The 25,333-nt window shown below is 60.8% G+C and carries 23 protein-coding genes; 15 read left to right on the top strand and 8 right to left on the bottom strand.

The annotated features are described in order from the left end of the window. Positions 1–2: 2 nt before the first annotated feature. The 6 genes from C5748_RS06585 to speB all read right to left on the bottom strand — a co-directional run bounded on the left by C5748_RS06585 (position 3) and on the right by speB (position 5,963). On the bottom strand, positions 3–776 hold the full coding sequence (locus C5748_RS06585) for a carbon-nitrogen hydrolase family protein (protein ID WP_245428868.1): 774 nt from the start codon (positions 774–776) through the stop codon (positions 3–5). Beyond that, positions 773–1,573 (bottom strand): ABC transporter permease, encoded by an 801-nt coding sequence (locus C5748_RS06580; RefSeq protein WP_105741141.1) that lies wholly within the window; start codon positions 1,571–1,573, stop codon positions 773–775. Before C5748_RS06580 ends, C5748_RS06585 begins: the two co-directional genes overlap by 4 nt. Continuing rightward, the gene (locus C5748_RS06575; protein ID WP_105741140.1) at positions 1,570–2,424 is read right to left on the bottom strand and encodes an ABC transporter permease; all 855 of its coding nucleotides are present in this window, start codon (positions 2,422–2,424) and stop codon (positions 1,570–1,572) included. Before C5748_RS06575 ends, C5748_RS06580 begins: the two co-directional genes overlap by 4 nt. Continuing rightward, positions 2,421–3,458, bottom strand: a complete 1,038-nt coding sequence (locus C5748_RS06570; protein WP_105741139.1) for an ABC transporter ATP-binding protein — start codon at positions 3,456–3,458, stop codon at positions 2,421–2,423. The genes C5748_RS06575 and C5748_RS06570 overlap by 4 nt, the downstream gene beginning before the upstream one ends. Positions 3,459–3,747: 289 nt before the next feature. Further along, the gene (locus C5748_RS06565; protein ID WP_105741138.1) at positions 3,748–4,833 is read right to left on the bottom strand and encodes an ABC transporter substrate-binding protein; all 1,086 of its coding nucleotides are present in this window, start codon (positions 4,831–4,833) and stop codon (positions 3,748–3,750) included. 68 nt (positions 4,834–4,901) lie between these two features. Further along, positions 4,902–5,963, bottom strand: coding sequence for an agmatinase (gene speB, locus C5748_RS06560; protein WP_105741137.1), 1,062 nt, complete (start codon positions 5,961–5,963; stop codon positions 4,902–4,904). A 218-nt stretch (positions 5,964–6,181) separates the two neighbouring features. Between speB and gcvA the strand changes: the two genes are divergently transcribed. From gcvA to C5748_RS06500, 11 genes are all read left to right on the top strand, one after another. Then, entirely contained in the window at positions 6,182–7,189 is a 1,008-nt protein-coding gene (gene gcvA / locus C5748_RS06550) for a transcriptional regulator GcvA (protein ID WP_105741135.1), read from the top strand. Between the two features lie 33 nt (positions 7,190–7,222). Next, entirely contained in the window at positions 7,223–8,398 is a 1,176-nt protein-coding gene (locus C5748_RS06545) for an aminotransferase (RefSeq protein WP_105741134.1), read from the top strand. Positions 8,399–8,486: 88 nt separating this feature from the next. Continuing rightward, complete coding sequence (locus C5748_RS06540) at positions 8,487–9,743, top strand: urate hydroxylase PuuD (protein WP_105741133.1); 1,257 nt, start codon at positions 8,487–8,489, stop codon at positions 9,741–9,743. Further along, a complete protein-coding gene (guaD, locus tag C5748_RS06535) occupies positions 9,740–11,041 on the top strand; it encodes a guanine deaminase (RefSeq protein ID WP_105741132.1) in 1,302 nt (433 codons plus the stop codon). Before C5748_RS06540 ends, guaD begins: the two co-directional genes overlap by 4 nt. Before the next feature lie 190 nt (positions 11,042–11,231). Continuing rightward, positions 11,232–12,278 (top strand): PstS family phosphate ABC transporter substrate-binding protein, encoded by a 1,047-nt coding sequence (locus C5748_RS06530; RefSeq protein WP_105741131.1) that lies wholly within the window; start codon positions 11,232–11,234, stop codon positions 12,276–12,278. 78 nt (positions 12,279–12,356) lie between these two features. Next, a complete protein-coding gene (gene pstC, locus C5748_RS06525) occupies positions 12,357–13,823 on the top strand; it encodes a phosphate ABC transporter permease subunit PstC (RefSeq protein WP_105741130.1) in 1,467 nt (488 codons plus the stop codon). Next, positions 13,820–15,139, top strand: coding sequence for a phosphate ABC transporter permease PstA (gene pstA / locus C5748_RS06520; protein ID WP_105741129.1), 1,320 nt, complete (start codon positions 13,820–13,822; stop codon positions 15,137–15,139). The genes pstC and pstA overlap by 4 nt, the downstream gene beginning before the upstream one ends. Before the next feature lie 62 nt (positions 15,140–15,201). Beyond that, entirely contained in the window at positions 15,202–15,975 is a 774-nt protein-coding gene (gene pstB, locus C5748_RS06515) for a phosphate ABC transporter ATP-binding protein PstB (RefSeq protein WP_199194726.1), read from the top strand. Between the two features lie 35 nt (positions 15,976–16,010). Further along, complete coding sequence (phoU, locus tag C5748_RS06510) at positions 16,011–16,736, top strand: phosphate signaling complex protein PhoU (RefSeq protein ID WP_105741376.1); 726 nt, start codon at positions 16,011–16,013, stop codon at positions 16,734–16,736. Positions 16,737–16,942: 206 nt separating this feature from the next. After that, on the top strand, positions 16,943–17,629 hold the full coding sequence (gene phoB / locus C5748_RS06505) for a phosphate regulon transcriptional regulator PhoB (RefSeq protein ID WP_105741127.1): 687 nt from the start codon (positions 16,943–16,945) through the stop codon (positions 17,627–17,629). Positions 17,630–17,860: 231 nt separating this feature from the next. Then, entirely contained in the window at positions 17,861–18,772 is a 912-nt protein-coding gene (locus C5748_RS06500; protein WP_105741126.1) for a cell wall hydrolase, read from the top strand. 18 nt (positions 18,773–18,790) lie between these two features. Here the strand turns inward: C5748_RS06500 and C5748_RS06495 are convergent, their stop codons facing one another. After that, a complete protein-coding gene (locus C5748_RS06495; RefSeq protein ID WP_105741125.1) occupies positions 18,791–19,057 on the bottom strand; it encodes a hypothetical protein in 267 nt (88 codons plus the stop codon). Between the two features lie 164 nt (positions 19,058–19,221). Here C5748_RS06495 and C5748_RS06490 point away from each other — a divergent pair, with 164 nt between their 5' ends. From C5748_RS06490 to C5748_RS06475, 4 genes are all read left to right on the top strand, one after another. Beyond that, the gene (locus C5748_RS06490) at positions 19,222–20,481 is read left to right on the top strand and encodes an aminopeptidase (protein WP_105741124.1); all 1,260 of its coding nucleotides are present in this window, start codon (positions 19,222–19,224) and stop codon (positions 20,479–20,481) included. 539 nt (positions 20,482–21,020) lie between these two features. After that, positions 21,021–21,947, top strand: a complete 927-nt coding sequence (locus tag C5748_RS06485; RefSeq protein ID WP_105741123.1) for a sugar ABC transporter substrate-binding protein — start codon at positions 21,021–21,023, stop codon at positions 21,945–21,947. Between the two features lie 110 nt (positions 21,948–22,057). Next, entirely contained in the window at positions 22,058–23,596 is a 1,539-nt protein-coding gene (locus tag C5748_RS06480; RefSeq protein WP_105741122.1) for a sugar ABC transporter ATP-binding protein, read from the top strand. A gap of 26 nt (positions 23,597–23,622) precedes the next feature. Continuing rightward, positions 23,623–24,645 carry an ABC transporter permease gene (locus tag C5748_RS06475; RefSeq protein WP_425350218.1) on the top strand — a complete coding sequence of 341 codons (1,023 nt, stop codon included), beginning with the start codon at positions 23,623–23,625 and terminating at the stop codon, positions 24,643–24,645. A gap of 114 nt (positions 24,646–24,759) precedes the next feature. On the opposite strand, the gene C5748_RS06470 is transcribed toward C5748_RS06475, so the two are convergent. Further along, a complete protein-coding gene (locus C5748_RS06470) occupies positions 24,760–25,053 on the bottom strand; it encodes a DUF982 domain-containing protein (RefSeq protein ID WP_105741120.1) in 294 nt (97 codons plus the stop codon). Between the last annotated feature and the right edge of the window lie 280 nt (positions 25,054–25,333).

Raw genomic sequence — 25,333 nt, 5'->3', positions numbered from 1 at the left:
AATCAGCCAAGATCGCGCAGATAGCTGTATTCCGTCATCGTCGCCGTGCGTGCGGTGGGATCGATATCGGCAAAACGCAGATGTTCCTTCGCATCCCTGATCTCCACGATCAGGCCGCCATCCGGCGCGGCCAGACGCGACATTCCGGCGAAGGTGAATTTCTCGTCCGCCCCGGCATGGTTCACATAGGTCACGAATATCTGGTTTTCGAAGGCCCGCACCTGGATCATCTTCTGCGCGATGAACGTTCCAGACGGCCCTGCCGGCAATGCGGTCGGCACGACCACCATATCAGCGCCGGCAAGCGCCAACCGCCGGACGTTTTCGGGGAACTCCACATCGTAGCAGATCAGCATGCCGATCTTCATCCCACCATGCTCGAAAAGGCATGTCGCCGGTGGAGCGGGCTGGAACAATGCGCGCTCATAATCGCCGAAAAGATGCGATTTGCGGTAGATCGTGCGTCCGCCCTTGCCATCCACATAGGCCGCGCTGTTGTAGACGACTGCGCCGTCGCGTTCCGCGAAACCCGCGACGATGGCGATGCCATATGCCGCTGCGATCGCTTCGAGCCGTACCATTTGCGCGCCGTCGGCCGGTTCGGCAAGATCGCGAAGGGCATCGCCCGCGCCATAGCCCGTCAGCGCCAGTTCGGGCGCGACGAGCAGGCTTGCGCCATTGCCGGAAGCCTTTTGCGCCGCCTCAGCGATGCTCCCCAGATTGGCCGCGACATCGCCGCTCGCCACCTTCATCTGGAACAGGGCAGCGCGCATTATTTGTCCTCGGATGAAAGCGCGCCCAGGAGCTTCGGCAGGTCACCGAACCAGGCGACGAGGCCGAAGATCACAGCGGAGACGGCGACGAACAGAACCGACACCGACGCCATGGTCGGCGTATAGCCGTAGCGCAGGGCGTTGAAGATCTTGATCGGCAGGGTTTCGAGCGTGAAGCCGACGGTCATGTAGGCGACGATATATTCATTGAGTGACAACACGAAGGCGAAGGCATAGCCGGAAACGATATAGGGCAGGATCAAAGGCACGATGACCGTGAAGAACACCGTCCGGTCATCGGCGCCCATCGTCGAGGCCGCCTCGACCAGCGAGCGGTCGATCGAGGAGAAGCCGAGCGATAAGGTGACGAGCGGCAGCGTGACGAAGAAGATCGCATGGCTGATCACCGCCGTCCATGGCTGGCCGTAAAAGCCTGTCGTCGCCCAGAAGGTGAGAAGGCCGAGCGCGGTGATGACGGGCGGCAGGGTGAAAGGCGCGATGCCCAGCACCTGGAAGACATTGGTCCATGGCGCGAGGCGCCGCCAGGAAAACCATGCCAGCGGCAGGGCGATGGCGACCGCGAGCGCTGCGGAAAGCGCGGCAAGCGTCACGGATGCGAAAAGCGCGTTGCGCCATTCCGGATTGCTGAAGATCTCGCCATACCAGGAAACCGAAAAGCCCTGCGGTGGAAAGGTCAGGCTCTGGCGCTCATTCACCGAAACGCCGGCGACGACGATGAGCGGCGCGGCGAGAAAGATGCCGATGAGCGTGAAATAGAGCCGCTGCAATATCCGGTTCATGCGACTTCCCCCTTGCGCCCGATAAAGAGCGTCAGCGAGACCAGCGCCAGCGTCACCAGAACGAGGAACACCGCCATCGCCGCGGCGAACGGCATGTTCGACTGGTAGATCGCCTGGTCGGTGATCAGCACCGACAGCGTCCAGTGCTGCGGTCGCCCGAGGATTTGCGGTAGCAGATAGGAGCCGAGCGCGAAGATGAAGACCATGATCAGCGTCGCGACGATGGTGTTGCGCAGCGCCGGCACGACGACGTTGAAGAAGGCGCGAAGCGGCGAGGAGCCGAGCGTGCGCGCCGCTTCCGTCAATGTCGGATCGAGCCGCACCAGCGCCGGGAAGAGCACCAGCACCGTATAGGGGAAGGCTTGATAGACCATTCCGGTCAAAACCGCGCCGAAACCTGGATAAAGCGCCCGTGGCGCATCCATGATGCCGATCGCGACGAGCAGATTGGTGATGCCGGCTGTGCGCGAGAACAGCGTCGACCAGGCAAAGCCGATGATGACTTCCGAAAGCGAGAGGACCGAGAGAAGCCCGACAAGCCAGAGCACCTGCGCGCGTCGCGACATGCGGGTGAGGCAATAGGTGAAGGGCAGGGCCAGCACCACGCAGCAAATGGCAACGGTGATGGCCAGCATCAGCGAGAAGCCCAGCACATTGCCGAAGAAGACACTCAGGAAGCGTTCGTAATTGCTCCAGACGAAAGCCGGCGTATAGAAGCCGCCCTGCTGGCGCTGGAAGAAGCTGACGGCGATCATCGTGCCGAACGGCACGACGAAGAACACGGTCAGCATCGTCGCCGGGAAGAACAATGGCCCGTAATCGGCGAGTGTCCGGGGCGGTTCGCGTTTCATCGTTTGAGCACCACGCAGGCTTCATCGGGCAGGACGACGCCCACCTTCTGGCCGACGCTGACCTCGGGCCGCGCCCGCGGCGTCGAAACCGCGACGATGCTCTGGCCCGAGACATCGATGAAGGTCTCGATCGTGCCGCCGAGATCCCGGATGAAGGTGACGGTACCATCGATGGCATCCCCGCCCGGTGCCGTCAGATGCAAATCCTCCGGCCGGATGGAGACGGACGCTTTGGCAAGGCCTGTAGGAAGCTTCAGCCCCGCCATCGGTTTTCCCAGGATCGTAGCGCGGCCGGCGCTGTCGGCGGACATTTCGAGAAGATTGGTCGAGCCGATGAAGTCGGCGACGAATGTATCGGCCGGGTTGCGGTAGATATCGACGGGCGAAGCCGCCTGGCGGATTTCGCCGCCATTCATCACCACCACGGTATCGGCCATGGTCATGGCCTCACGCTGGTCGTGGGTGACGACGATGGTGGTGATCCCCAGCCGCTGCTGCAACTGGCGCAATTCCACCTGCATGGCTTCGCGCAGCTTGGCGTCGAGCGCCGACAGCGGTTCGTCGAGCAGGAACAGCTTTGGCGAAAGCGCCAGCGCACGAGCGATGGCGACACGCTGGCGCTGGCCGCCGGAGAGTTTCGAGACAGGCCTTTCGCCATAGCCCTGCAGATGGATCATCTGCAGGAGCTCATCGACGCGTTTCTTCTGGTCTTCTTTCGCCACGCCGCGGATGCGCAGGGGATAGGCGATGTTCTCTGCGACATTGAGATGCGGGAACAACGCCAGTGACTGGAACACCATGCCGAGATTACGCTTGTGCGTGGGGATAGGCGTGATATCCGCCCCATCGAGCAAGATGGCGCCTTCGCTGGGCTCGTCCAGCCCGGCGATCATGCGCAGAAGCGTGGTCTTGCCGCATCCCGATGGCCCAAGCATGCAGACGAACGTGCCGTGCGGCACGCTGATATCCACATGGCTGACGGCGGTGAAACTGCCGAACCGCTTCGATATATCTTTCAGAACCAGTCCGGACATGCGCTTCTCTTACTTGAATCATTGTTGTGGCCATTCGCCCTCTTGGTGAGCGGAGCCTCGAACCACGAGGGCGAATGGCGGACATTATTGGAGTCTGTCAGAACTATCTTGAAACAGCTTCCCCCTAGCCGTCATTCTCGGGCTTGTCCCGAGAATCTGCCATAAGAAAAAGGAAAGTGATTACCCTTCTGATAGCTCAGCAGATTCTCGGGACAAGCCCGAGAATGACGGCAGAACAAGGGGCCCTGTCCTGCCAGTGCTCCAATTAAACCATGACAACCTCTAGACCTTAACCGACGATCAATTCCGTCCATTTCTGGTTCAGCCAGTCCGACTTGGTCTGGTAGAGATCGTAGCGCGGAATGATCGGTTCGATATCGGAGGAGACCGCGGCGAATTCTTCATCCGTCAGGTCGAGCAATTCGCGCTTGACGGTGGGCGCGGTGCCGACCTTGCGCGACAGCGTCGCCTGGATCGCGGGCTGGCTCATATAGTTGATGAAGACATGCGCCTCCTCGCTCTTCTCCGAAGCACGCGACAGCGCCCAGCAGCCCGAATCCTGGATGCCGCCCTCCTTGGGGAAGGTTGAGCGCACCGGGTTACCATCGGCTGCGGCAAGGCCGGTGACGTCGTGATAATATTGCCCCATCGGGATTTCGCCCGACTTCAGCGCTTGCTCGAATTGCGCCTCGTCGCGATACCACAGCCGCACATTCGGCTTGACCTCGGCGAGTTTGTCGAAGGCCTTCAAGAGGCCCTCATCCGTGCTGAGCGCGTCGGTACCGCCGAAGAATGTCTTGGCCGTCACTTCCAGCAGGAACGAGTTGGAGACGAGCGCAAGCAGCCCGAGCTTGTCCGCATTCGCCTTGTCCCAGAAGGCGGCCCATGAATCGGGGGCTTGCCTGTAAGTATCGGTGTTGGTGACGAGCGTGATGTACCACGCCACCGCGCCGATGCCGGCAATGCGGCCATCCGGATATTTGTTGACGAAGCGGTCAATGAGATTGCCGGCATTGGGGATCTTGGCCAGATCGAGCGGGGTCCAGAGATCCGTCGTCTGCCCCTTGAGCATGGCGACCTGCGACATCATCGATACATCCGCCGGCGCCTGTCCGGCACGCGCCGCCTGTTCGAGTTGCACCAGCCATGCCTCGCCCGTAGGTTCCGCGACCGATTCCACCGCGATACCCGTCGCCTTGGTAAAATCGGGGAAGATGTTCTTGTCGAAGGAATCCTTGAAGTAGCCGCCATAGACGCCGATTTTCAGCGACTTGTCCTGTGCACGCAGCACCGACGGCATGGCAAGCATCGCCGCGCCCGCGACGCCGGCGCCAAGAACGGCGCGCCGGCTCACCCTGTTTTGAATTTCGTCCATCTTTCTTCTCCTTTGTCCCGGCTTGAAGCCGGCTGTTCCCGTCTGCTTGTTATTATATCAGTGAAAAATCAACTCCGCTTGCCCATGATAAAGGGGCTGAAGACCATCAGGCTTAGTATCTCGAACAGCACCTGCGCGCCTGCATGGGCCGTATTCGTCGTTGAATCATATTGCGGCGCGACTTCCACGACATCGCCGCCCACCAGATTGACGCCTTTGAGGCCGCGGATCAATTCCAGCACCTCGCGCGTTGTCAGCCCGCCCACTTCGGGCGTGCCCGTGCCGGGCGCGAAGCTCGGGTCGAGGCTGTCGATGTCGAAGGAAAGATAGGTCGGCCCGTCGCCGACGATCGCCCGCGCCTTCTCGATGATCGCGGGAATGCCCAACCCCGTCACCTCTTCGGCGTGGATGACGGTCATGCCGGACTCGTAGGAGAACTCCCAGAGATATTCCGCCGAGCCGCGAATGCCGATCTGGATGGTGCGCGTCGGATCGAGCACGCCGTCGAGCACCGCATTGCGGAACGGTCCGCCATGGTGGAACTTGGTCTGGTCGAAGGCGCCGCCCGTATCGCAATGCGCGTCGATATGGATCATGCCGACGGGGCGGTCCCTGCCGACAGCCCTCAGGATCGGATGGGTGATCGAATGGTCGCCGCCGACCGAAAGCGGCACCACGCCCGCAGCCACAATCTGGCCGATCCGCTTTTCGATGTCGGCATGGCACTGCTCCAGCCGGTAACGGCTGGCGAAGGGGACATCGCCGATATCGGCAACGCGCAGGTCGAACACCGGCGCCGTGCCGAGCACATGATTATAGGGGCCGATGCGCTCGATGGTGCGCATCGCGCGCGGGCCGAAGCGTGAGCCGGGACGATTGGTGACGCCAAGATCCATCGGCACGCCCGTGATCGCCACTTGGAGATTGCCGAAATCGGGCTCGTTTGCATCAACCGGGACATAAGGCGCGGAAAGGAACGTCGGGATACCGGCATAAGGCGCAAGCCGCGTTCCGTTCTTGGAGAAAATCTTGTCAGCTACCTTGCGGAATTCCGGGTCGAAAAGGTCGCCGCCATGGCTCTCACCATATTTGGCGCGTAATGCCTCGAGCTTGCTCGCATTCCAATTCATGATCGACCGTCCTGTTCCATCGTTCAAAGGCAGACGAAAATCAGGAGAAGCGGAGCCGCAGCGAATTCCGCCACGATCAAAGTCATTTTGTTCCCCTGGGCTTTCAGCCTCGTCTTTTGCCGGATTATCACTGCAAAATGCTTTGAAATGCAATTGATATTGTTATAGCGTTTTGTGTGAGGTTTTCTCACATGAAAAAACACCGTTCGGATACCCCATTGCCAAGCCGTCTTCCCCCGCTCAATCCGCTCAGGGCCTTCGAAGCAGCGGCGCGTCATGGTTCGGTTTCGCTTGCCGCGCAGGAGTTGAATGTCACCCATGGCGCGATCAGCCACCAGATCAAGGCGCTGGAGGCGTCGCTTGACGTCAAGCTGTTCGAGCGCAGCGCGCAGCGCCTGAAACTGACCGCGCAAGGCGCGCTGCTCCTGCCCTCCATCTCCAACGCCTTCGCCGAGATCGCTGCGGCGACCGCGATGGTGAAGCGTCCGTCGACCAGCGGGGAACTGAGCGTCACCTGCGTGCCGGCGCTCCTCTCTTTGTGGATCATCCCCCGCCTCAACCAGTTCATCGAGCAATATCCCGATATCCGCCTGACGCTGACTGCATCCAATGATGCGGATCATTTGCGCTCGCCCGGCATCGATATCTGCATCCTCTACGGTGATGGAAACTGGGCCGATTGCTGGACAAGGCTGTGGAGCAACCTCAGGCTTTTCCCTGTCGTCAGCCCGACGCTGCTCAACAGCCGGCCGTTGCGCTCGCTGCGTGATCTGCGCGACCATGCGATGCTGCATGCCGATGACGGGCGCGAGTGGAACACCTGGCTTGCCGCAGCCGATGCCTCAGACATACAACGCGGGCCGCAACATTTTATGAGCGATGCCCGGCTTTCGACCGAGGCGGCATTGCATGGCCAAGGTGTTGCGCTGGGCGACACCATCACCGCCAGCGACCTGATCGCCAAGGGCGAACTGATCGTGCCTTTCGACCTGACGGTTCCGGCGAACGATGCTTTCTATGTGGCTTGCCGCAATGAAGTGCGCGCCGCGCCCATCGTCAAGGTGTTCATCGACTGGCTTTTCGCGTCTCTTGCCGCAGACAGCATTGCCGAACCCCAGACAGCGGCCCGCCGCCTCATCCGCCGCCGCAACGGCAAGACCGATCCCGGCACACTCATCTCCAAGCAAGTGCCCCTTCGCGGCAGCAAGCGCCGCACCAAATCCTGAACTGATACCCAAATTCCAAGGACTTATCAAAACATGCCGGCTCCGATTTTCAATCCCCTGGTGGCCAACCTCTCCGCGCCGCCCATTCCCCTGGTGCAGGCCTGGGCCGAGGAATATTCAGGCGCGCATGGGCCGCTGATCGATCTTTCGCAGGCCGTTCCGGGCTACCCGCCGCATCGCGACATGCTGCAATGGCTGGGCGAGGCGGCGTCTTCCACGGCCTATACGGGCTATGGGCCGATCGAGGGAGAAACGGTGCTGCGCAAGGCTTATGCCGAACATGTCGCCGATCTCTACGGCGCGCCGGTCGAAGCGGCAAATGTGCACATCACCGCCGGCTGCAATCAGGCGTTCATTGCTTCCATCGTGGCGGTAGCCGGGGCGGGCGATACCGTCCTGATGGCCAATCCGTTCTATTTCAACCATGAATCGACGCTGGCAATGCTGGGCATCGAGAGCCGCTTTGTCGATGCAAGTGCGGCGCAGGGCTTCGTGCCCGACGTGCAGGCGATTGCCGGCGCGCTGACCAGCGATGTCAGGGCACTGGCCCTGGTGACGCCGAACAATCCGACCGGGGCCATCTATCCGCCACAGATGTTGCAGGCTGTCTACGATCTTTGCCGCGCCAACGGCACCTGGCTCATCCTCGATGAGACCTATCGTGATTTCCTGCCTTCCGGCAGCGAGGCGCCGCATCGGCTCCTAAGCCTTCCCGGCTGGCAGGACACGCTGATCCAGCTCTACAGCTTCTCCAAATCCTTCTGCATCCCCGGCCACCGGCTGGGCGCCATCGTTGCCGGTTCTGAGGTGGTGGAGAACGTGGCGAAAGTCATGGACAATCTGCAGATATGCGCGCCGCGCCCCCCACAGGCCGCTATCGCCCGCGCCATCGCGCCGCTTGGCTCATGGCGCGAGGCGAACCGGATGGAGATCGTCGGTCGCGCCGAGGCCCTGCACGATGTCATGAAGCGTCTTCCGGACTGGCGGCTTGAGGCCATCGGCGCTTATTTCGCCTTCATCCGCCATCCTTTTGACGGGGTGTCATCGGTCGTGGTGGCCGAGAGACTTGCCAAGGAGGCCGGCGTTCTTGCTCTTCCGGGGGCTTTTTTCGGTGAGGGCCAGGAACGCTTTCTGCGCTTTGCCTTCGCAAATGCCGATGTCGCGACCATCCGCCTGCTTGAGGGCCGGCTTGTCCTGATCGCCCCCTGAAGACAAAAGGCATATGGCCATCTCCCGGAATTCTCTTCTATAGTTCCCAACGATGCAACGCAGCCTGCGCAGTGACTAGGGGAACCGCATGTATGAATATGCCATTGCGTGGGATTGGCTGAGTTTCGCCGCCCGCTGGCTGCATGTCATCACCGCTATCGCATGGATCGGCTCGTCCTTCTATTTCGTCGCGCTCGACCTGGGGCTGACGAAACGCCCCGACCTGCCTGAAGGCGTGCAGGGCGAGGAATGGCAGGTCCATGGCGGCGGCTTCTATCATATCCAGAAATATATGGTCGCGCCGGCCCACATGCCGGAGCACCTCACCTGGTTCAAATGGGAATCCTATGCCACCTGGTTGTCGGGCTTTGCGCTTCTCTGCATCGTCTATTATGCTGGCGCCGATCTCTATTTGATCGATCCGCATGTGCTCGATGTTTCGGCGCCGGTGGCGATCGCCATCTCGCTCGCCTCGATCGCATTCGGCTGGATCGCCTATGATCTGATCTGCAAATCGCCGCTCGGCAGGAATGACACGCAGCTCATGGTGCTGCTCTATTTCGTGCTTGTCGCCATGGCCTGGGGCTACACCCATCTCTTCACCGGCCGCGCCGCCTTCCTGCATCTGGGCGCCTTCACCGCGACGATCATGTCGGCCAATGTCTTTATGATCATCATTCCCAACCAGAAGAAGGTCGTCGCCGATCTGATCGCCGGCCGCACGCCTGATCCAGCACTCGGCAAACAGGCCAAGCAGCGCTCGACCCATAATAATTATCTGACGCTGCCCGTCATCTTCCTGATGCTGTCCAACCATTATCCGCTGGCCTTCGCCACGCGCTACAGCTGGATCATCGCCTCGCTGGTCTTCCTGATGGGCGTCACCATCCGCCACTGGTTCAACACCCGCCATGCCCGCAAGGGTGATCCGACCTGGACCTGGCTCGTCACGGTGCTGCTGTTCATCGTCATCATGTGGCTCTCCACCGAACCGAAAGTGCTTCAGGAAGGCTTGGGCGAGGCGAAGGCTTCCGCCATGCAGCAGTCCTTCCTGGCATCGGACCGGTTTCCTCAGGTGCGTGACACCGTGCTTGGCCGCTGCTCCATGTGCCATGCACGCGAACCGTCCTGGGAGGGCATCATCGCGCCGCCGAAAGGCGTGATGCTGGAGACGGATGTGGAAATCGCCGCCCATGCCCGCGAGATATATTTGCAAGCCGGGCGTTCCCATGCCATGCCGCCCGCCAATGTAACCGGCGTCACTGCGCAGGAGCGCAGCCTTCTTGCCGCCTGGTACGAGACGGCTGTGCAGGCCGAGACGAAGAAAGCCGGAAAGACGAAATGACTGGATTATTGATTCGCGGGCGCATTCTGACATTCGTCGACGAGCCGCGCGATATCGCCGACACGAATTCCTATCGCTATTTTGAGGATGGCGCCCTCTTGGTCGAGGATGGCCGGATAAAAGCGGTGGGCGAATACCGCGATGTGGCGCAGACGGCAGGCGCGGATACGCCTATCGCCGATCACCGTCCGCATCTGGTCCTCGCCGGTCTCATCGATGCGCATATCCATTTTCCCCAGATGCAGGCGGTCGCATCCTATGCCGGCCAGCTCCTGGAATGGCTCAACACCTACACCTTCGTCGAAGAGCAGAAATTCGCCGACGAGCAGCATGCGCAATTCGTCGCCGAGCGCTTCATGGATGAGCTATTGCGCCATGGCACGACGACGGTCGCCGCCTATTGCTCGGTGCATCCGCAAAGCGTGGACGCCTTCTTCCGCGCCGCACGGCACCGCAACATGCGGGTGGTCGGCGGCAAGGTGATGATGGACCGAAACGCCCCGCCGGCGCTCTGCGACACGCCGCAATCGGGCTATGACGATACCAAGGCGCTGATCGCCCGCTGGCAAGGCAAGGGGCGGCTGCATTATGCCATCACGCCGCGTTTCGCCATCACCTCGACGCCGGAGCAGATGGAGATGGCCGGCGCACTGGTGCGCGAGCACCCGGATTGCTACGTCCAGACGCATCTCTCCGAAAACCACGAGGAAATCGCGCTCACCCACTCGCTCTATCCCGATGCGCCCGATTATACCGGCATTTACGAGCATTACGGCCTGCTCGGGCGCAAGACCCTGCTCGGTCATTGCATCCATCTCTCGGAGCGTGAGATGGCGGTCATGGCCGAAACCGGGTCGGTCGCGGTCTTCTGCCCCACCTCCAACCTCTTCCTGGGAAGCGGATTGTTCGACCGGGAAAAGCTTCATAATGCGGGCGTACGCATCGCGGTCGCCACCGATATCGGCGGCGGCACCAGCTTTTCGATGCTGAAGACGCTGGACGAAGCCTACAAGGTCCTCCAACTGCGAGGCCAACGCCTATCCCCGCTCCACTCCTTCTACATGATGACGCTCGGCAATGCCCGCGCCTTATCGCTTGAAGAGAGGATCGGAACGCTGCAGCCGCAAACGGATGCCGACATCACCATCCTTGACAGCCGGGCGACGCCTGCCATGCGCATGAGGATGGATACCGCCCGGACGCTTGCCGAGGAACTGTTCCTCCTCCAGACGATGGGCGACGATCGTGCGGTGGCTGAAGTCTATGTCGCCGGCAAGCCGATGAAGAAAGAGCTTTGAGAAAAGCGCCGCCAAAAATCCGGTAAATTCCAAAAAACCTAGCAAATTATTGGGAAAGCAGCAGGAATCCGGAAACGCGGGCCCAATGATACAGTTCTGTAACATTGCTGTCATATCTCTGTAATATAGAACGCGTAGAGGGCTAGCGACGTCGGAGGCGTCAATCAACATTCCAACAGGAGCTGCTCCTATGAACAAGATGATTTACACGACCGCTGCGCTGGCGATTGCCGCCGCCGTGTCGGTGTCAGCCGCTGAGGCTCGCGACCAGATTCAGGTGGCCGGTTCTTCGACCGTTCTGCCATATGCCAAGATCGTCGCCGAGACCTTCGGTGAAACCTACCCGGACTTCAAGACGCCTGTCGTCGAATCCGGTGGTTCGGGCGCTGGCATCAAGGAATTCTGCAAGGGCGTCGGCGAAAACACCATCGACATTGCCAACGCCTCGCGCGCCATGAAGGGCAGCGAACTGAAGTCTTGCGCCGACGCCGGCGTCAAGGACGTCCAGGAAGTCCGCATCGGCTATGACGGTATCGTCTTCGCCACCGATATCAACGGTCCGGATTGGAAGCTGACGCCGAAGGATCTCTATACGGCGCTTGCCGCCAAGGTCATCGTCGACGGCAAGGTGGTGGACAACCCGAACACCAAGTGGAACCAGGTCAATCCGAACCTGCCGGATTGGGACATTGCCGCCTACATTCCAGGTGAAAAGCACGGCACGCGCGAAGTTTTCGAAGAAAAGCTTCTGGCTGTGGGCTGTGAGGAAACCGGTGCCGCTGAAGCCCTCAAGGCAAGCGGCATGGACAAAAAGGCCGTCGGCAACGCCTGCATCCAGGTGCGCAAGGACGGCAAGGCCGTCGACATCGATGGTGATTACAGCGAAACGCTCGCCCGCATCGCATCGAACAAGACTGGCGTCGGCGTATTCGGCCTCGCTTTCTACGAAAACAATGCCGACAAGCTGAAGGTCGCCACCGTCGATGACGTGGTTCCGACCGTTGAAACCATCTCGAGCGGCGAATATCCGGTTTCCCGTCCGCTGTTCTTCTATGTCAAGAAGGCCCATATCGGCGTCATTCCTGGCCTGAAGGAATATGTCGAGTTCTTCCTTTCCGACCAGATGGTCGGACCTGACAGCCCGCTCGCCGAATACGGCCTTGTCGCCGCTCCGGACGCCGAGCGCGAAGCTCAACGCACAGCCTTTGCCGAAGGCAAGACGATGCAGGCCGAATAAGGTCAGTCGTACAATCGGACACAGGCGGTTTCCGCCTGTGTCCGAATGATCGAGATTTGGGGCTACCGGGGAAATCTAATGTCCGTATTGTTGGTTTTGCTTATCGTCTTCGGAATAGGTCTGGTTGGCTTCTTCATTGGACGTCGACGCGCAGGTACCCAAGATACCGGAGAGGTGAAGGTTCATTCCCGCGCCCATTATCATGGCTGGTGGGTGTTCCTCGTATCGATCCTGCCTGCTGTACTTTTCATTGCCGTATGGTCCGTAGCTTCGTCGATCTATCTCGATCGTTCCGCGGAGGCCAGCCTGCCGTCGCAGACGGAAGAGAGTGTCGTCGCCAGCCGTGGCCTCGCGCTGGGCATCGTCAAAAGCCTTGCCGCCGGACTCGATCGCCTGGATCCCACCGAAATGCAGAACCTCCCCCAGTCTTATGGGGAATTGCGCTCCCTCCTCGGTTCGAAGGGCGTCGCCCTCGCCTCAGAGGGGCAGGATTATATGATCCCGATCGCCGAGCGCTGGCACAGGGGAGCCGCCGTGGCGCGCACGGTCGGCGCGGGTATCGCCATTGCCCTTGCCATTGCCGGGCTGATCTTCGGGCTATCGGGCATCCGGCCGCGCGCCCGTGCCCGCAACAATGTCGAGCGGATCGTGCTTTGGGGCCTGCTCGCTGCATCCACCATCGCTATTTTGACGACGATCGGCATCGTCTTCTCGATGCTGTTTCAGACGATCAGTTTTTTCAGCGTCGTTTCGCCGTGGAACTTCTTCTTCGGCACGGTATGGGATCCGCGTTTTGCGGATGCGGGTTCGGGCGGTTCGGAAGGCCAGTTCGGCCTCATTCCGCTTCTGGCAGGCACCCTCTACATCGCCTTCGTCGCGATGCTCTTCGCCGTGCCGGTCGGCCTGTTCGCCGCCATCTACATGGCCGAATACGCCTCGCCGAGGGTTCGCACCACGGTCAAGCCTCTTCTCGAGATACTGGCCGGCATTCCCACGATCGTCTACGGTTTCTTCGCGCTCGTCACCGTCGGTCCGTTTCTCCGGGATCTGAGCGCCGCGATCTCCGGCGGTCCCGGCTTCATCCTGGCCCAGAGCGTGCTGACGGCGGGCCTTGTCATGGGTATCATGCTGATCCCGTTCGTTTCGTCGCTTTCCGACGATATCATCACCGCCGTTCCCAAAACCATGCGTGACGGGTCGCTGGGGCTCGGCGCCACCCGGTCGGAGACCGTCAAGCGCGTCATCCTGCCCGCTGCCCTTCCAGGTATCGTTGGCGCCCTGCTTTTGACCGCATCCCGCGCGATCGGCGAGACCATGATCGTCGTGCTCGCCGCCGGCGTGGCAGCCAGGCTGACGGCAAATCCGTTCGAGGCGATGACGACCATCACCGTCAAGATCGTCAATCAGCTGACCGGTGATCTTGAATTCAATTCGCCACAGACGCTGGTTGCCTTTGCACTCGGCCTCACCCTTTTCTTCCTTACGCTCGCGATGAACATCTTCGCCCTCTATATCGTGCGCAAGTACCGGGAGCAGTATGAATGACTGATGCAACGCTCAATTCGAACGCCGCAGCGATAGGCCATCCGGTGCGCCGGGATATCGGCATCAAGCGCCGTTACGCCGCTGAACGCCGTTTTCGTTTCTATGGCATTGTCGCCATCGCCATCGGCATCTTCTTCCTGTTCGCGCTGTTGTTCTCGGTCATCTCCAATGGCTATACCGCCTTCTGGCAGACGACCATCGAGCTTCCGGTGAAGCTGGACGAGAAGGTGATCGATCCGAGCAACCAGCGTGCATCCAATCCCAATGTGCTGCTGACGGCGAATTATCCGCTTCTGGTCCGCAATGCGCTTGCTGAAAAGCTCGGCGTTGCCACCACGAATCGTCCGGCGATGCGCGATCTGAGCAAGTTCGTCTCCGACGGCGTGCGCAATCAGCTTCGCGCCATGGTTTCCGCCGATCCATCGCTGATCGGCACCACGCAGACCATACCCGTCCTTGCCGGCGCCGATATCGACTCGGCCTTCAAGGGCCAGATCAATCTCGACGTGGATGAGGCGAACCGCAAGGTTTCCGACGAGCAGGTCGCCTGGATGAAGACGCTCTCCGATGAAGGCGTCATGAAGCAGGAGTTCAATACCGGGCTCTTCACCTACGGCGCATCGAGCCGTCCGGAAACAGCCGGCCTCGGCGTCGCGCTGATCGGCTCGTTCTACATGATGCTGATCGTGCTGGCGCTGTCGCTGCCGATCGGCGTTGCGGCCTCGATCTATCTTGAGGAATACGCCAAGAAAGGCCGCCTCACCGATATTATCGAGGTCAATATCAACAATCTGGCGGCGGTGCCGTCCATCGTCTACGGCCTTCTCGGACTGGCTATATTCATCAATCTGGCCGGTCTGCCGCGTTCGGCTTCGCTGGTCGGCGGTCTGGTGCTGACGCTCATGACGCTGCCGACGGTGATCATCGCGACCCGCGCCGCCTTGCGCGCCGTGCCGCCGTCGATCCGCGCCGCAGCGCTCGGCCTCGGTGCGTCCAAGACGCAGATGGTCTTCCACCACGTGCTGCCGCTTGCAGCACCCGGCATCCTGACCGGAACGATCATCGGCCTTGCCCAGGCTCTGGGTGAAACCGCGCCGCTGCTCCTCATCGGCATGGTGGCGTTCGTCGCCGATTATCCGACGACGCCGCTCGACCCGGCCACGGCATTGCCGGTGCAGATCTTCATGTGGGCGAACGAAGCCGAACGGGCCTTTGTCGAACGCACGTCAGGCGCTATCATCGTGCTGCTTCTGTTCCTGGCCGTCATGAACGTTGCCGCCATCATTCTGCGTCGCCGTTTCGAGCGGCGCTGGTAAACGGGAGACTGACAATGAATCTGATGACCGAACGAGCTCTCGACAAAGCGGTAGGAGATAAGATGAACACCGTTGCCAATATGATCAAGATGAAGGGCGATAAGGTATCAGTCTTCTACGGCGCGAAGCAGGCGCTTTTCGATGTCGATCTTGATGTTCCCGAAAAGATGGTGACGGCCCTGATCGGCCCCTCCGGTTGCGGAAAATCCACCTTCCTGCGTTCGCTCAACCGGATGAACGACACCATCGAGGGATGCCGGGTTGCCGGCCAGATCACGCTCGACGGCGAGGATATCTATGATCCGAAGATTGATGTCGTGGAGCTTCGCGCCCGTGTCGGCATGGTCTTCCAGAAGCCCAATCCGTTTCCCAAGTCGATCTATGAGAACGTCGCTTATGGGCCTCGCATTCATGGCCTCGCCAAGAGCCGGCAAGAGATCGACGAGATCGTCGAAAGCAGCCTGCGCCGCGCCAGCCTTTTCGAGGAGGTCAAGGACCGTCTTCATGAAGCTGGAACGGGTCTTTCCGGCGGCCAGCAGCAGCGCCTTTGCATCGCCCGCGCCATTGCGGTCAGCCCCGAGGTGATCCTCATGGATGAACCCTGCTCGGCGCTCGACCCTATCGCCACGGCCAAGGTCGAGGAACTGATCGACGAGTTGCGGGAGAACTACACCATCGTCATCGTCACCCATTCGATGCAGCAGGCGGCGCGCGTATCGCAGAAGACGGCGATGTTCCATTTGGGCAATCTTGTCGAGGTGGGCGAGACCGAGATGATGTTCACCACGCCCAAGGAAAAGCGCACCCAGGACTACATTACCGGACGCTTCGGCTGACGGCCTTTTTGGTTCGAGATACGAGGATGAACGAAATGCAGTCCCAACATACCGTCCGCTCTTATGATGACGAATTGAAGTTCCTGGCCCACAAGATCGCCGAGATGGGCGGCCATGCCGAACGCATGGTCGAGCAGTCGGTGACCGCCATCGTCAATGCCGATAATGCATTGGCGCAGCGCGTCATTTCAGACGATCTGATCCTCGATGCCGGCGAGCGTGAGATCGATGACAAGGCAATCACGATCATCGCCAAGCGCCAGCCCATGGCTGTCGATCTGCGTGAGATCATCGGCGCGATCCGTATCTCCGCCGATCTGGAACGCGTCGGTGATCTCGGCAAGAACATCGCCAAGCGCGTCGCCGCGATCTCCGATACGCGCCAGTCCATCAAGGTCTATCGCGGGCTGCAGACCCTGTCGGAACTGGCCTTGACCCAGCTGAAAGATGTGCTCGACGCCTTTGCGTCGCGTTCGGTGCAGCAGATCAATATCGTGCGCGACCGCGACGACGAGATCGACGCCATGTACACCTCGCTGTTCCGCGAACTCCTGACCTATATGATGGAGGATCCGCGCAACATCTCCGCCTGCACGCATCTTCTCTTCTGCGCCAAGAACATCGAGCGCATCGGCGACCATGCGACCAATATCGCCGAGACGGTCTATTACATCGTCACCGGCGAGCAGATGCCGCCGGATCGCCCGAAGGACGATCTGAGCCATGGCGTCGTCGTCGACGAAGCTAAGCCTAAAGCATGATCATGCGTCTAAAGCGTTTCTTATTTTGATGAAATCGTTTGTGATTTGCCCCTCACCCTTACCCTCTCCCCGTAAAGAACGGGGAGAGGGAGGCGTCAGCGTTGCCGCTTCGCCCGATTCCCCGTTCTTTACGGGGAGAAGGTGCCGGCAGGCGGATGAGGGGCATTCCAGTTATCGCAGCGTTTCTCTGACGGAGAATTGGTGAAATGGCCCATGCACCCAAAGTGGCCGTCGTCGAGGACGAGGAGGCGCTGAGCGTCCTCTTGCGTTATAATCTCGAGGCGGAGGGCTATCTGGTCGATACCATCCTGCGCGGCGACGAAGCGGAAATCGCGCTGCGCGAAAATGTGCCGGATCTCCTGATCCTCGACTGGATGCTCCCGGGCGTTTCCGGCATCGAGCTTTGCCGCCGCCTGCGCCAGCGCGTCGAGACGGAGCGCCTGCCGATCATCATGCTGACGGCACGCGGCGAGGAGAGCGAGCGCGTGCGCGGCCTCGGCGTCGGCGCCGATGATTATGTCGTCAAGCCGTTCTCGACGCCGGAGCTTCTCGCCCGCGTCAAGGCGATGCTGCGCCGCGCCAAGCCGAGCCTCTTGTCGCATGTCCTGAAAGTCGGCGATCTCGTGCTCGACCGCGAGCAGCACCGCGTCTACCGCAAGGAGCGGGAAATCCGCCTCGGACCGACCGAATTCCGGCTCCTGGAATATTTCATGATGTCGCCGGGCCGTGTCTTCTCGCGCAGCCAGCTTCTCGATGGCGTCTGGGGCCCCGACATCTATGTCGATGACCGCACCGTCGATGTGCATGTCGGCAGGCTCCGGAAGGCGATCAATACCGGCCGGGTCACCGATCCGATTCGCACCGTGCGCGGCGCCGGCTATTCCTTCGGCTAAAGCAAGTCCGGGAAAACAGGTACTGCTTTCCCGTCGAATTTGTGGCGACAAAAAGAGCAAATCCGGGAAAAACACAGCGGCTTTCCCGTTTAACTTGCGTAAACAAAGAGTTAACGCGAAGCGGATGGCATCCGCCCGGTCGGCTGATTTGACCCCTCGCCATTCTTTGGCCTAAAACATGCTCATTCCTAGCCGAAGTCCGTTGAGGGGTCCAAGCATGAGAACGAGCTTTTGAGCAGCGCCAGGAACTGGAAAATCCTGTTTTTGGCCGGCGCGATCGCAGCGCCTGTTCTGGTGACGGGGTGCACGACGTCCAAAAGCGGCGTTGCCGATCTGACCGAGGGCGTGACCAGGAAATCGGGCTCGACGAAGACCTACGCCTATACGGCCAAGGACAAGGAATGCCTCAAGCGGGCGATGTTCTTCGAAGCGAACCGCTCCAGCAAGGATGGCCTGGTGGCTGTCGGAACCGTGGTGATGAACCGTCTCGCCTCGGACAGATATCCCGACACGATCTGCGGCGTCGTCGGCCAGAAGAAGCAGTTTGCGCCGGGCGTGCTTTCGCGCAAGATGAATTCCTCGGCCCTGCCGGATGTCGAGGCGGCGGCGGATGCGGTGTTGAAGGGCAAGCGGCATTCCGCTCTCAGACACGCCATGTTCTTCCACACAGCCGGGCTGAAATTCCCCTATCGCAACATGCATTACGTGCTGGTCGCCGGCGGCAACGCTTTCTACGAAAAACGCCGCAGGGACGGCAGCCTCGAATCACCTGTTCCGGCCGCGCCGACGCTCGTCGCCCAGGCCGATATCATGCAGGCGCCCGCAATGCCCGATATGGGTCTTGATACAGCCAGATCGCAGGCTGTCCCCGTGCCGACGTCCCCGCCGGTGGATCAGGTGCAGGTCGCGAGCGTGGCGGCAGATCAGGGTTTCGGCCCGCGCGCCAAGGGCGACCGCGTCACGCCCCATCTGGCAGCAGAGCCGCAAACGGCAGCCTATCGGCCGACGCCATCGCAAGCGACGGCGCACACCACCGCCATTTCCCAGGAAACGGCGCTCGGCTACGGTGCCGAGCAGAAATCGGTCGATGCGATCGGCGAACTGCTCCTGTCGCAGGATCGCCCGGAGCCCCCTTTCCAGTAATTTGGTGACCCGGCTCCGCTATCGGCGAGGTCTCGCCCGCACCGGAACCGACTGGTAGACCACCAGCGGCGGACCGTAGAACGGCTCGTCGAAAGCCACACGCCGCGCTGCCCGCCGGTCCAGATCGAGCTGCAGGAGACAATTGGCGAAGGCGTCGGTCTGCGCACGGAAGCCATAGGATCGACAGGTCCGGCTATCGGCGGCGCGCCGCTCTTCCGGGGTCATCGTCGTGCATCCGGCGAGCGCGGCGATGAAGGCGAGACCATAGAGCGAGACATTCTTCATCGGTTTGCCTTTCCATTCGAGGGCCTGATTTCAGCGCACATATATGGCGGATATATAGCAGGTGGAGCCGAAGTCCGCTGCCGATATCGAAAGCCGGTGGCCAGTCCGGCCATGAGGCGGTATGAATGTCGTCTACTTTCGTTTTGAGAAGAATCGGGTGCGCCATGACCACACATTCCCGCGACGTTTCCGCAACCATCGATCCCGTCAAGCTCGACCGGTTGGCGGAAGTGGCCGTCAAGATCGGCCTGCAGCTCCAGGCCGGGCAGGACCTCGTCCTGACGGCGCCGCTCGCGGCGCTGCCGCTGGTGCGCCGTATCGTCGAACATGCCTATAAGGCCGGCGCCGGGCTGGTGACGCCGTTCTTCGCCGATGAGGAGCTGACGCTGACGCGTTATCGCAATGCGCCGGACGCAAGTTTCGACCGCGCCGCCGGCTGGCTCTACGAGGGCATGGCCAAGGCCTTCGAAGGTGGCGCCGCGCGCCTCGCCGTCGCCGGCGATAATCCGCTGCTCTTGTCGTCGCAGGATCCGGCGAAGGTGTCGCGCGCCAACAAGGCCAACTCCATGGCCTATCAGCCGGCGCTGACAAAGATCGCCGGCTTCGATATCAACTGGAACATCGTCTCCTATCCCAATCCGTCCTGGGCGAAGCAGGTGTTTCCCGACGATCCGCAGGACGTGGCGACGGCGAAGCTCGCCGATGCCATCTTCGCCGCCTCCCGCGTCGATGTCGATGATCCTGTCGGTGCCTGGAAGGCGCATAATGCCGCGCTTCGCCGCCGCACCGAGTGGCTGAACGCCTATGCATTCCATGCGCTGCATTTCACCGGACCGGGAACCGATCTGATCGTCGGGCTGGCCGATGGTCATGAATGGCATGGCGGCGCGTCGACCGCCAAGAACGGCATCACCTGCAATCCGAACATTCCCACCGAGGAGGTGTTCACCACGCCGCATGCGCGCCGGGTGGAGGGCCATGTGACCAGCACCAAGCCGCTGTCGCATCAAGGCACCCTGATCGAGAACATCGCCGTGCGCTTCGAGGAAGGGCGCATCGTCGAGGCCGGCGCCAGCCGGGGCGAGGAGGTTCTGGGCAAGGTGCTCGATACGGACGAGGGCGCCCGGCGCCTGGGCGAAGTGGCGCTCGTGCCCCATTCCTCGCCGATCTCGAAGAGCGGGCTTTTGTTCTACAACACCCTGTTCGATGAGAACGCCGCAAGCCATATCGCGCTCGGCCAGTGCTATTCAAAATGCTTCCTCGACGGCGCAACAATGTCGGCGGAGGAGATCGCCACATGCGGCGGCAATAAGAGCTTCATCCACATCGACTGGATGATCGGCTCCGACAAGGTCGATGTCGACGGCATCGCCAAGGACGGCAGCCGGGTGCCGGTGATGCGCGGCGGTGAATGGGCGGCATAGGCTGCCCGCCGGCCTATAGCGGATCAGTTTTAAATAGAAACGCTGGCGGGACAGCGCCCCCCTCTGCCCTCCTGAGCTTGTCGAAGGGCGGGCAGAGGGGGTATGCCTCGCGATTCCATTAAAATAGGAACCGCTTTAGCTTTGTCGATCGCGCCGGCTCTGGCGAAAAACGTTCCTGTCATCCGCACCGGGATCGGAACGCATAGACGGCAAAACCAGCCGCTACAGTTCCTTTCCAGAAAACTGTCCCAATCTTCACGACGCCAAATACTCGCGTCCGCATTTTCATCAAATCGCCCCTCTCGCCGCCAATTGCGGAATTGACGGCGCGCCAATAAAATGGAATGAATATTTCACAAAATAGAAAAACGGTTCATTCATTCTGTTTTGCCGGATCGTCAATCAGCAATTGCCGTTCGCAGGGGAAGCGCTGGAAGCGTTTTTCGCTGATGGAGGAAAGGGCGATGAATTCCCCTGGGAGGGGGAGTTTCCGGATATCGGGGTGCAGCCGGGCACCAACCAAGTGGAGGAGAAACGAAATGAAGAAATTTCTTTTGGCTGCTGCCGTCTCGGTATTGATGACGGGCTCGGCGCTCGCCGAGAATATCGGCGTGTCGATGGCGCTGTTCGACGATAATTTCCTGACCGTATTGCGCAACGGCATGCAGGACTATGCCAAGACCAAGGATGGCCTCGATCTCCAGGTCGAGGACGCGCAGAACGACGTTTCCAAGCAGTTGAGCCAGATCCAGAACTTCATTGCCCAGGGCGTGGATGCGATCGTGGTCAATCCGGTCGATACCGATGCGACGCCGAAGATGACGCAGCTTGCAACTGCCGCCGGCATTCCGCTCGTCTATGTCAATCGCATGCCGGCGGACAAGGAACTGCCGGAGAAGGTCTCCTTCGTCGGTTCCAACGAGGTCGATTCCGGTACGCTGCAGATGAAGGAAGTCTGCCGGATTCTCGGCGGAAAGGGCAAGATCGTCGTGCTCATGGGCGAACTGTCCAACCAGGCGGCGCGACAGCGCACCCAGGATGTCGACGATGTGATCGCGACCGACGAATGCAAGGGCATCGAGATCCTGGACAAGCAGACCGGCAATTGGCAGCGCACGCTCGGCACCGATCTCGTGACCAACTGGATCAGCGCCGGGCTCAAGCCCGATGCTGTCGTCTCCAACAATGATGAAATGGCGATCGGCGCGATCCAGGCGCTCAAGGCTTCGGGCGTCTCGACCAAGGATGTCCTCGTGGCCGGCATCGATGCGACGCAGGACGCGCTCGCCGCGATGAAAGCAGGCGATCTGCGCGTCACCGTTTTCCAGAACGCCGCCGCGCAGGGTTCCGGCGCGATCGACGCCGCACTCAAGCTGGCCAAGGGCGAAAAAGTGGAATCCATGGTCTGGGTGCCGTTCGAATTGGTGACCCCCGACAATATGGACCAGTACATGGCGAAGAACTGACTTCGCCGGACCTGGCGGGGCGCATTCGCCGTGCGCCCCGCGCCATCGATGTCTGTCGACATCCGCTGAATGGCGGGATTTTCCGGCAGGTGCATAAGGGAGGAAGCGGAATGGTAAGTCCTGTGACCATGCGCGCCGTGCGCACGATGGGTGCGGTTCCCAATTCGGAATTTCTTTTGGAAGTCGAAGGCGTGCGCAAGGCCTTCCCCGGCGTCGTCGCGCTGGACGGCGTATCCTTCCGGCTCAAGCGCGGCAGCGTGCATGCGCTGATGGGCGAGAACGGCGCCGGAAAATCGACGCTGATGAAGATCATCGCCGGCGTCTATACGCCTGACACCGGCTCGTTCAAGCTGCGGGGCAATGAGATCGAGCTCAATTCACCGCTCGATGCGCTTGAGAACGGCATCGCCATGATCCATCAGGAACTGAACCTGATGCCCTTTATGACGGTTGCCGAAAATATCTGGATCCGGCGCGAGCCGAAGAATGTTTTCGGCTTTGTCGATCACGGCGCGTTGCGCAAGAAGACGGCGGAACTGTTCGCCCGGCTCAATATCCGCATCGACCCCGAAATCAATGTCGGCGATTTGTCGGTGGCCAACCGGCAGATGGTCGAGATCGCCAAGGCCGTCTCCTATGAATCCGATGTGCTTATCATGGACGAGCCGACATCGGCCCTGACCGAACGCGAGGTCGAGCATCTATTCCAGATCATCCGGGCGCTCAAGGCCGAGGGCAAGGGCATCGTCTACATCACGCACAAGATGAACGAGCTGTTCGAGATCGCCGACGAGGTATCGGTGTTTCGCGACGGCCGCTATATCGGCACGCATCAGGCGGGTGATGTGACGCGCGACGACATCATCCACATGATGGTCGGCCGCGAGATCACACAGATGTTTCCCAAGGAGGAGGTGCCGATCGGCGACGTCGTCCTGTCGGTGAGGACCCTGACGCTGAAAGGCGTCTTTCACGACATTTCCTTCGACGTGCGCGCCGGCGAAATCCTCGGCATCGCCGGTCTGGTCGGCTCGGGCCGGTCCAATGTGGCCGAAGCGCTGTTCGGCGTCACATCCGCCACATCAGGCGAGATAGCGATCAACGGCAAGACCGTCGACATCAGGACCCCGGCGATCGCCATGCGCAACGGCATGGCCTTCCTCACCGAGGATCGCAAGGACACGGGCTGCTTCCTGGTGCTCGACATTCTCGAAAACATGCAGATGGCGGTGCTGCGCGACAAATATGTCAAGCGCGGTTTCGTCTCGGAAGTGGAAGTCGCGCGCGAGTGCGAGCGGATGCGGCAGGCGCTGCGCATCAAGACGCCCGATCTCAACGAGAGAATTGAAAATCTCTCGGGCGGCAATCAGCAGAAGGTGCTGATCGGCCGCTGGCTTCTGACGCGCCCGCGCATCCTGATCCTCGACGAGCCGACGCGCGGCATCGATGTCGGCGCCAAGGCGGAGATACATCGGCTGATCTCGCAACTCGCGAGCGACGGTGTCGCCGTCATCATGATCTCATCGGAAATGCCCGAGGTGCTCGGCATGAGCGATCGCATCATGGTGATGCACGAAGGGCACGTGACCGGCTTCCTCGATCGAGCCGAGGCCAGCCAGGTCAAGATCATGGAACTGGCCGCGCAATAATCCTAAACCGGGAGGGAGTCATGGCGATGGAACAGGTAACGCAACCCGTGCAACGGCTGGAAGAACCGCGGCGCTGGCGCAAGCTGCCGTCGGAAGCGAATATCTTTCTGGTGCTGATCGGCATTGCGCTGATCTTCGAGATTCTGGGATGGCTGGTGACCGGCCAGAGCTTCCTTTTCAACAGGCAGCGCCTTGTGGTGATGATCCTTCAGGTTTCGGTCATCGGCATCATCTCCGTCGGTGTCACCCAGGTCATCATCACCGGCGGCATCGATCTTTCGTCCGGCTCGGTGGTTGGCCTGACCGCGATGGTCGCGGCGAGCCTTGCGCAGACCTCCGACTTCGCGCGGGCGGTCTATCCGGCGCTGACCGATATGCCGGTGCTGGTGCCTGTGCTGGCGGGCCTTGCCGCCGGCACGGTCGCCGGCCTCATCAATGGCAGCCTGATCGCCTATACCGGGATCCCGCCCTTCATCGCCACGCTCGGCATGATGGTGGCGGCACGTGGCGTCGCCAAATGGTATACGCGCGGCCAGCCGGTCAGCATGCTCAGCGACAATTATGCCGCCATCGGCTCCGGCATATGGCCGGTGGTGATCTTCCTCGCGGTGGCGTTCATCTTCCATATCGCGCTACGCTACACGCGCTATGGCAAATTCACCTACGCCATCGGCGCCAACATGCAGGCGGCGCGGGTATCGGGCATCAATGTCGGCCGCCATCTCATCAAGGTCTATGCCATTGCCGGCCTTCTCTCGGGCCTGGCGGGTGTGGTGCTCTCGGCGCGTGCGATCTCGGGCCAGGCCGGCATGGGCGTCGCCTATGAGCTGGATGCCATCGCGGCAGCCGTCATCGGCGGAACCTCGCTATCGGGCGGCGTCGGGCGCATCACCGGGACCGTCATCGGCACGATCATCCTCGGCGTCATGACATCGGGCTTCACCTTCCTGCGCATCGACGCCTATTATCAGGAGATCGTCAAGGGAATGATCATCGTCGCCGCGGTTGTCGCCGATCAGTATCGCCAGCGCAAACGGCGCAAGGCGTAATCCCGGAAAAGCGGCCGTTTCCGGCTGTGTGAAATTGAAAAACCACCTGAAAACCCCGAAAAACCACTGTGTTTTTCGGGGTTTTTTTGAAGATAACGACGAAATTTTCTCTCTTCAGAGGCCGTTCGCCGTTCTGTCGTGATGGGTTCGGTTGTGCGCGGATGCGGAGCGCAGGATGAAGCCTGCTTCCTCTGCCGCATGGACGAAGGCCCGTCGCGCCTTGGCAACCGGCTTCAGGCCGTCCAGCGCATCGAGACATGTCTGAAGCGCATGCCGGTAGGTTCGCCCATGGTCGCGCGGCCAATAGGTTTTGAGACATTCGACGGCCTCCCAGGCACTGGCCACGACACGGCTGCGCGTCTCGCTGATGCGAATGACCACGGGAACGGGGAAACGTTTGTCGTCCATCGCTTTCTCCATTTTCGAAAACATTTTCGAGGAAGGCGGGTAGCCCTGAAATGGGGCTGGCCAAACCGGTTATGAACGCATGAACTTGCCTCTCATCCCTTCAACATATGGAGAAAATTCCGGCTTTAAAGGGCGCGCCGGAAAATTTTGTTTTCGGCCGGCGAGCAGGCAGGCCACCGCGGCACGGCAAGCAGCCGATGACCGTCTTCCGTGGCGCAGATATGGACCATAGGCAGGGAAAGCCTGAAAAATTCCAATAACTTACCGCAATGCGGTATTT

The sequence above is a fragment of the Phyllobacterium phragmitis genome (assembly GCF_002980495.1).
In the GTDB taxonomy this organism is placed as follows: Bacteria; Pseudomonadota; Alphaproteobacteria; order Rhizobiales; family Rhizobiaceae; genus Paramesorhizobium; species Paramesorhizobium phragmitis.
The sequence above is the reverse complement of the archived record's forward strand: the minus strand, read 5'-3'. Positions and strand labels throughout refer to the sequence as shown.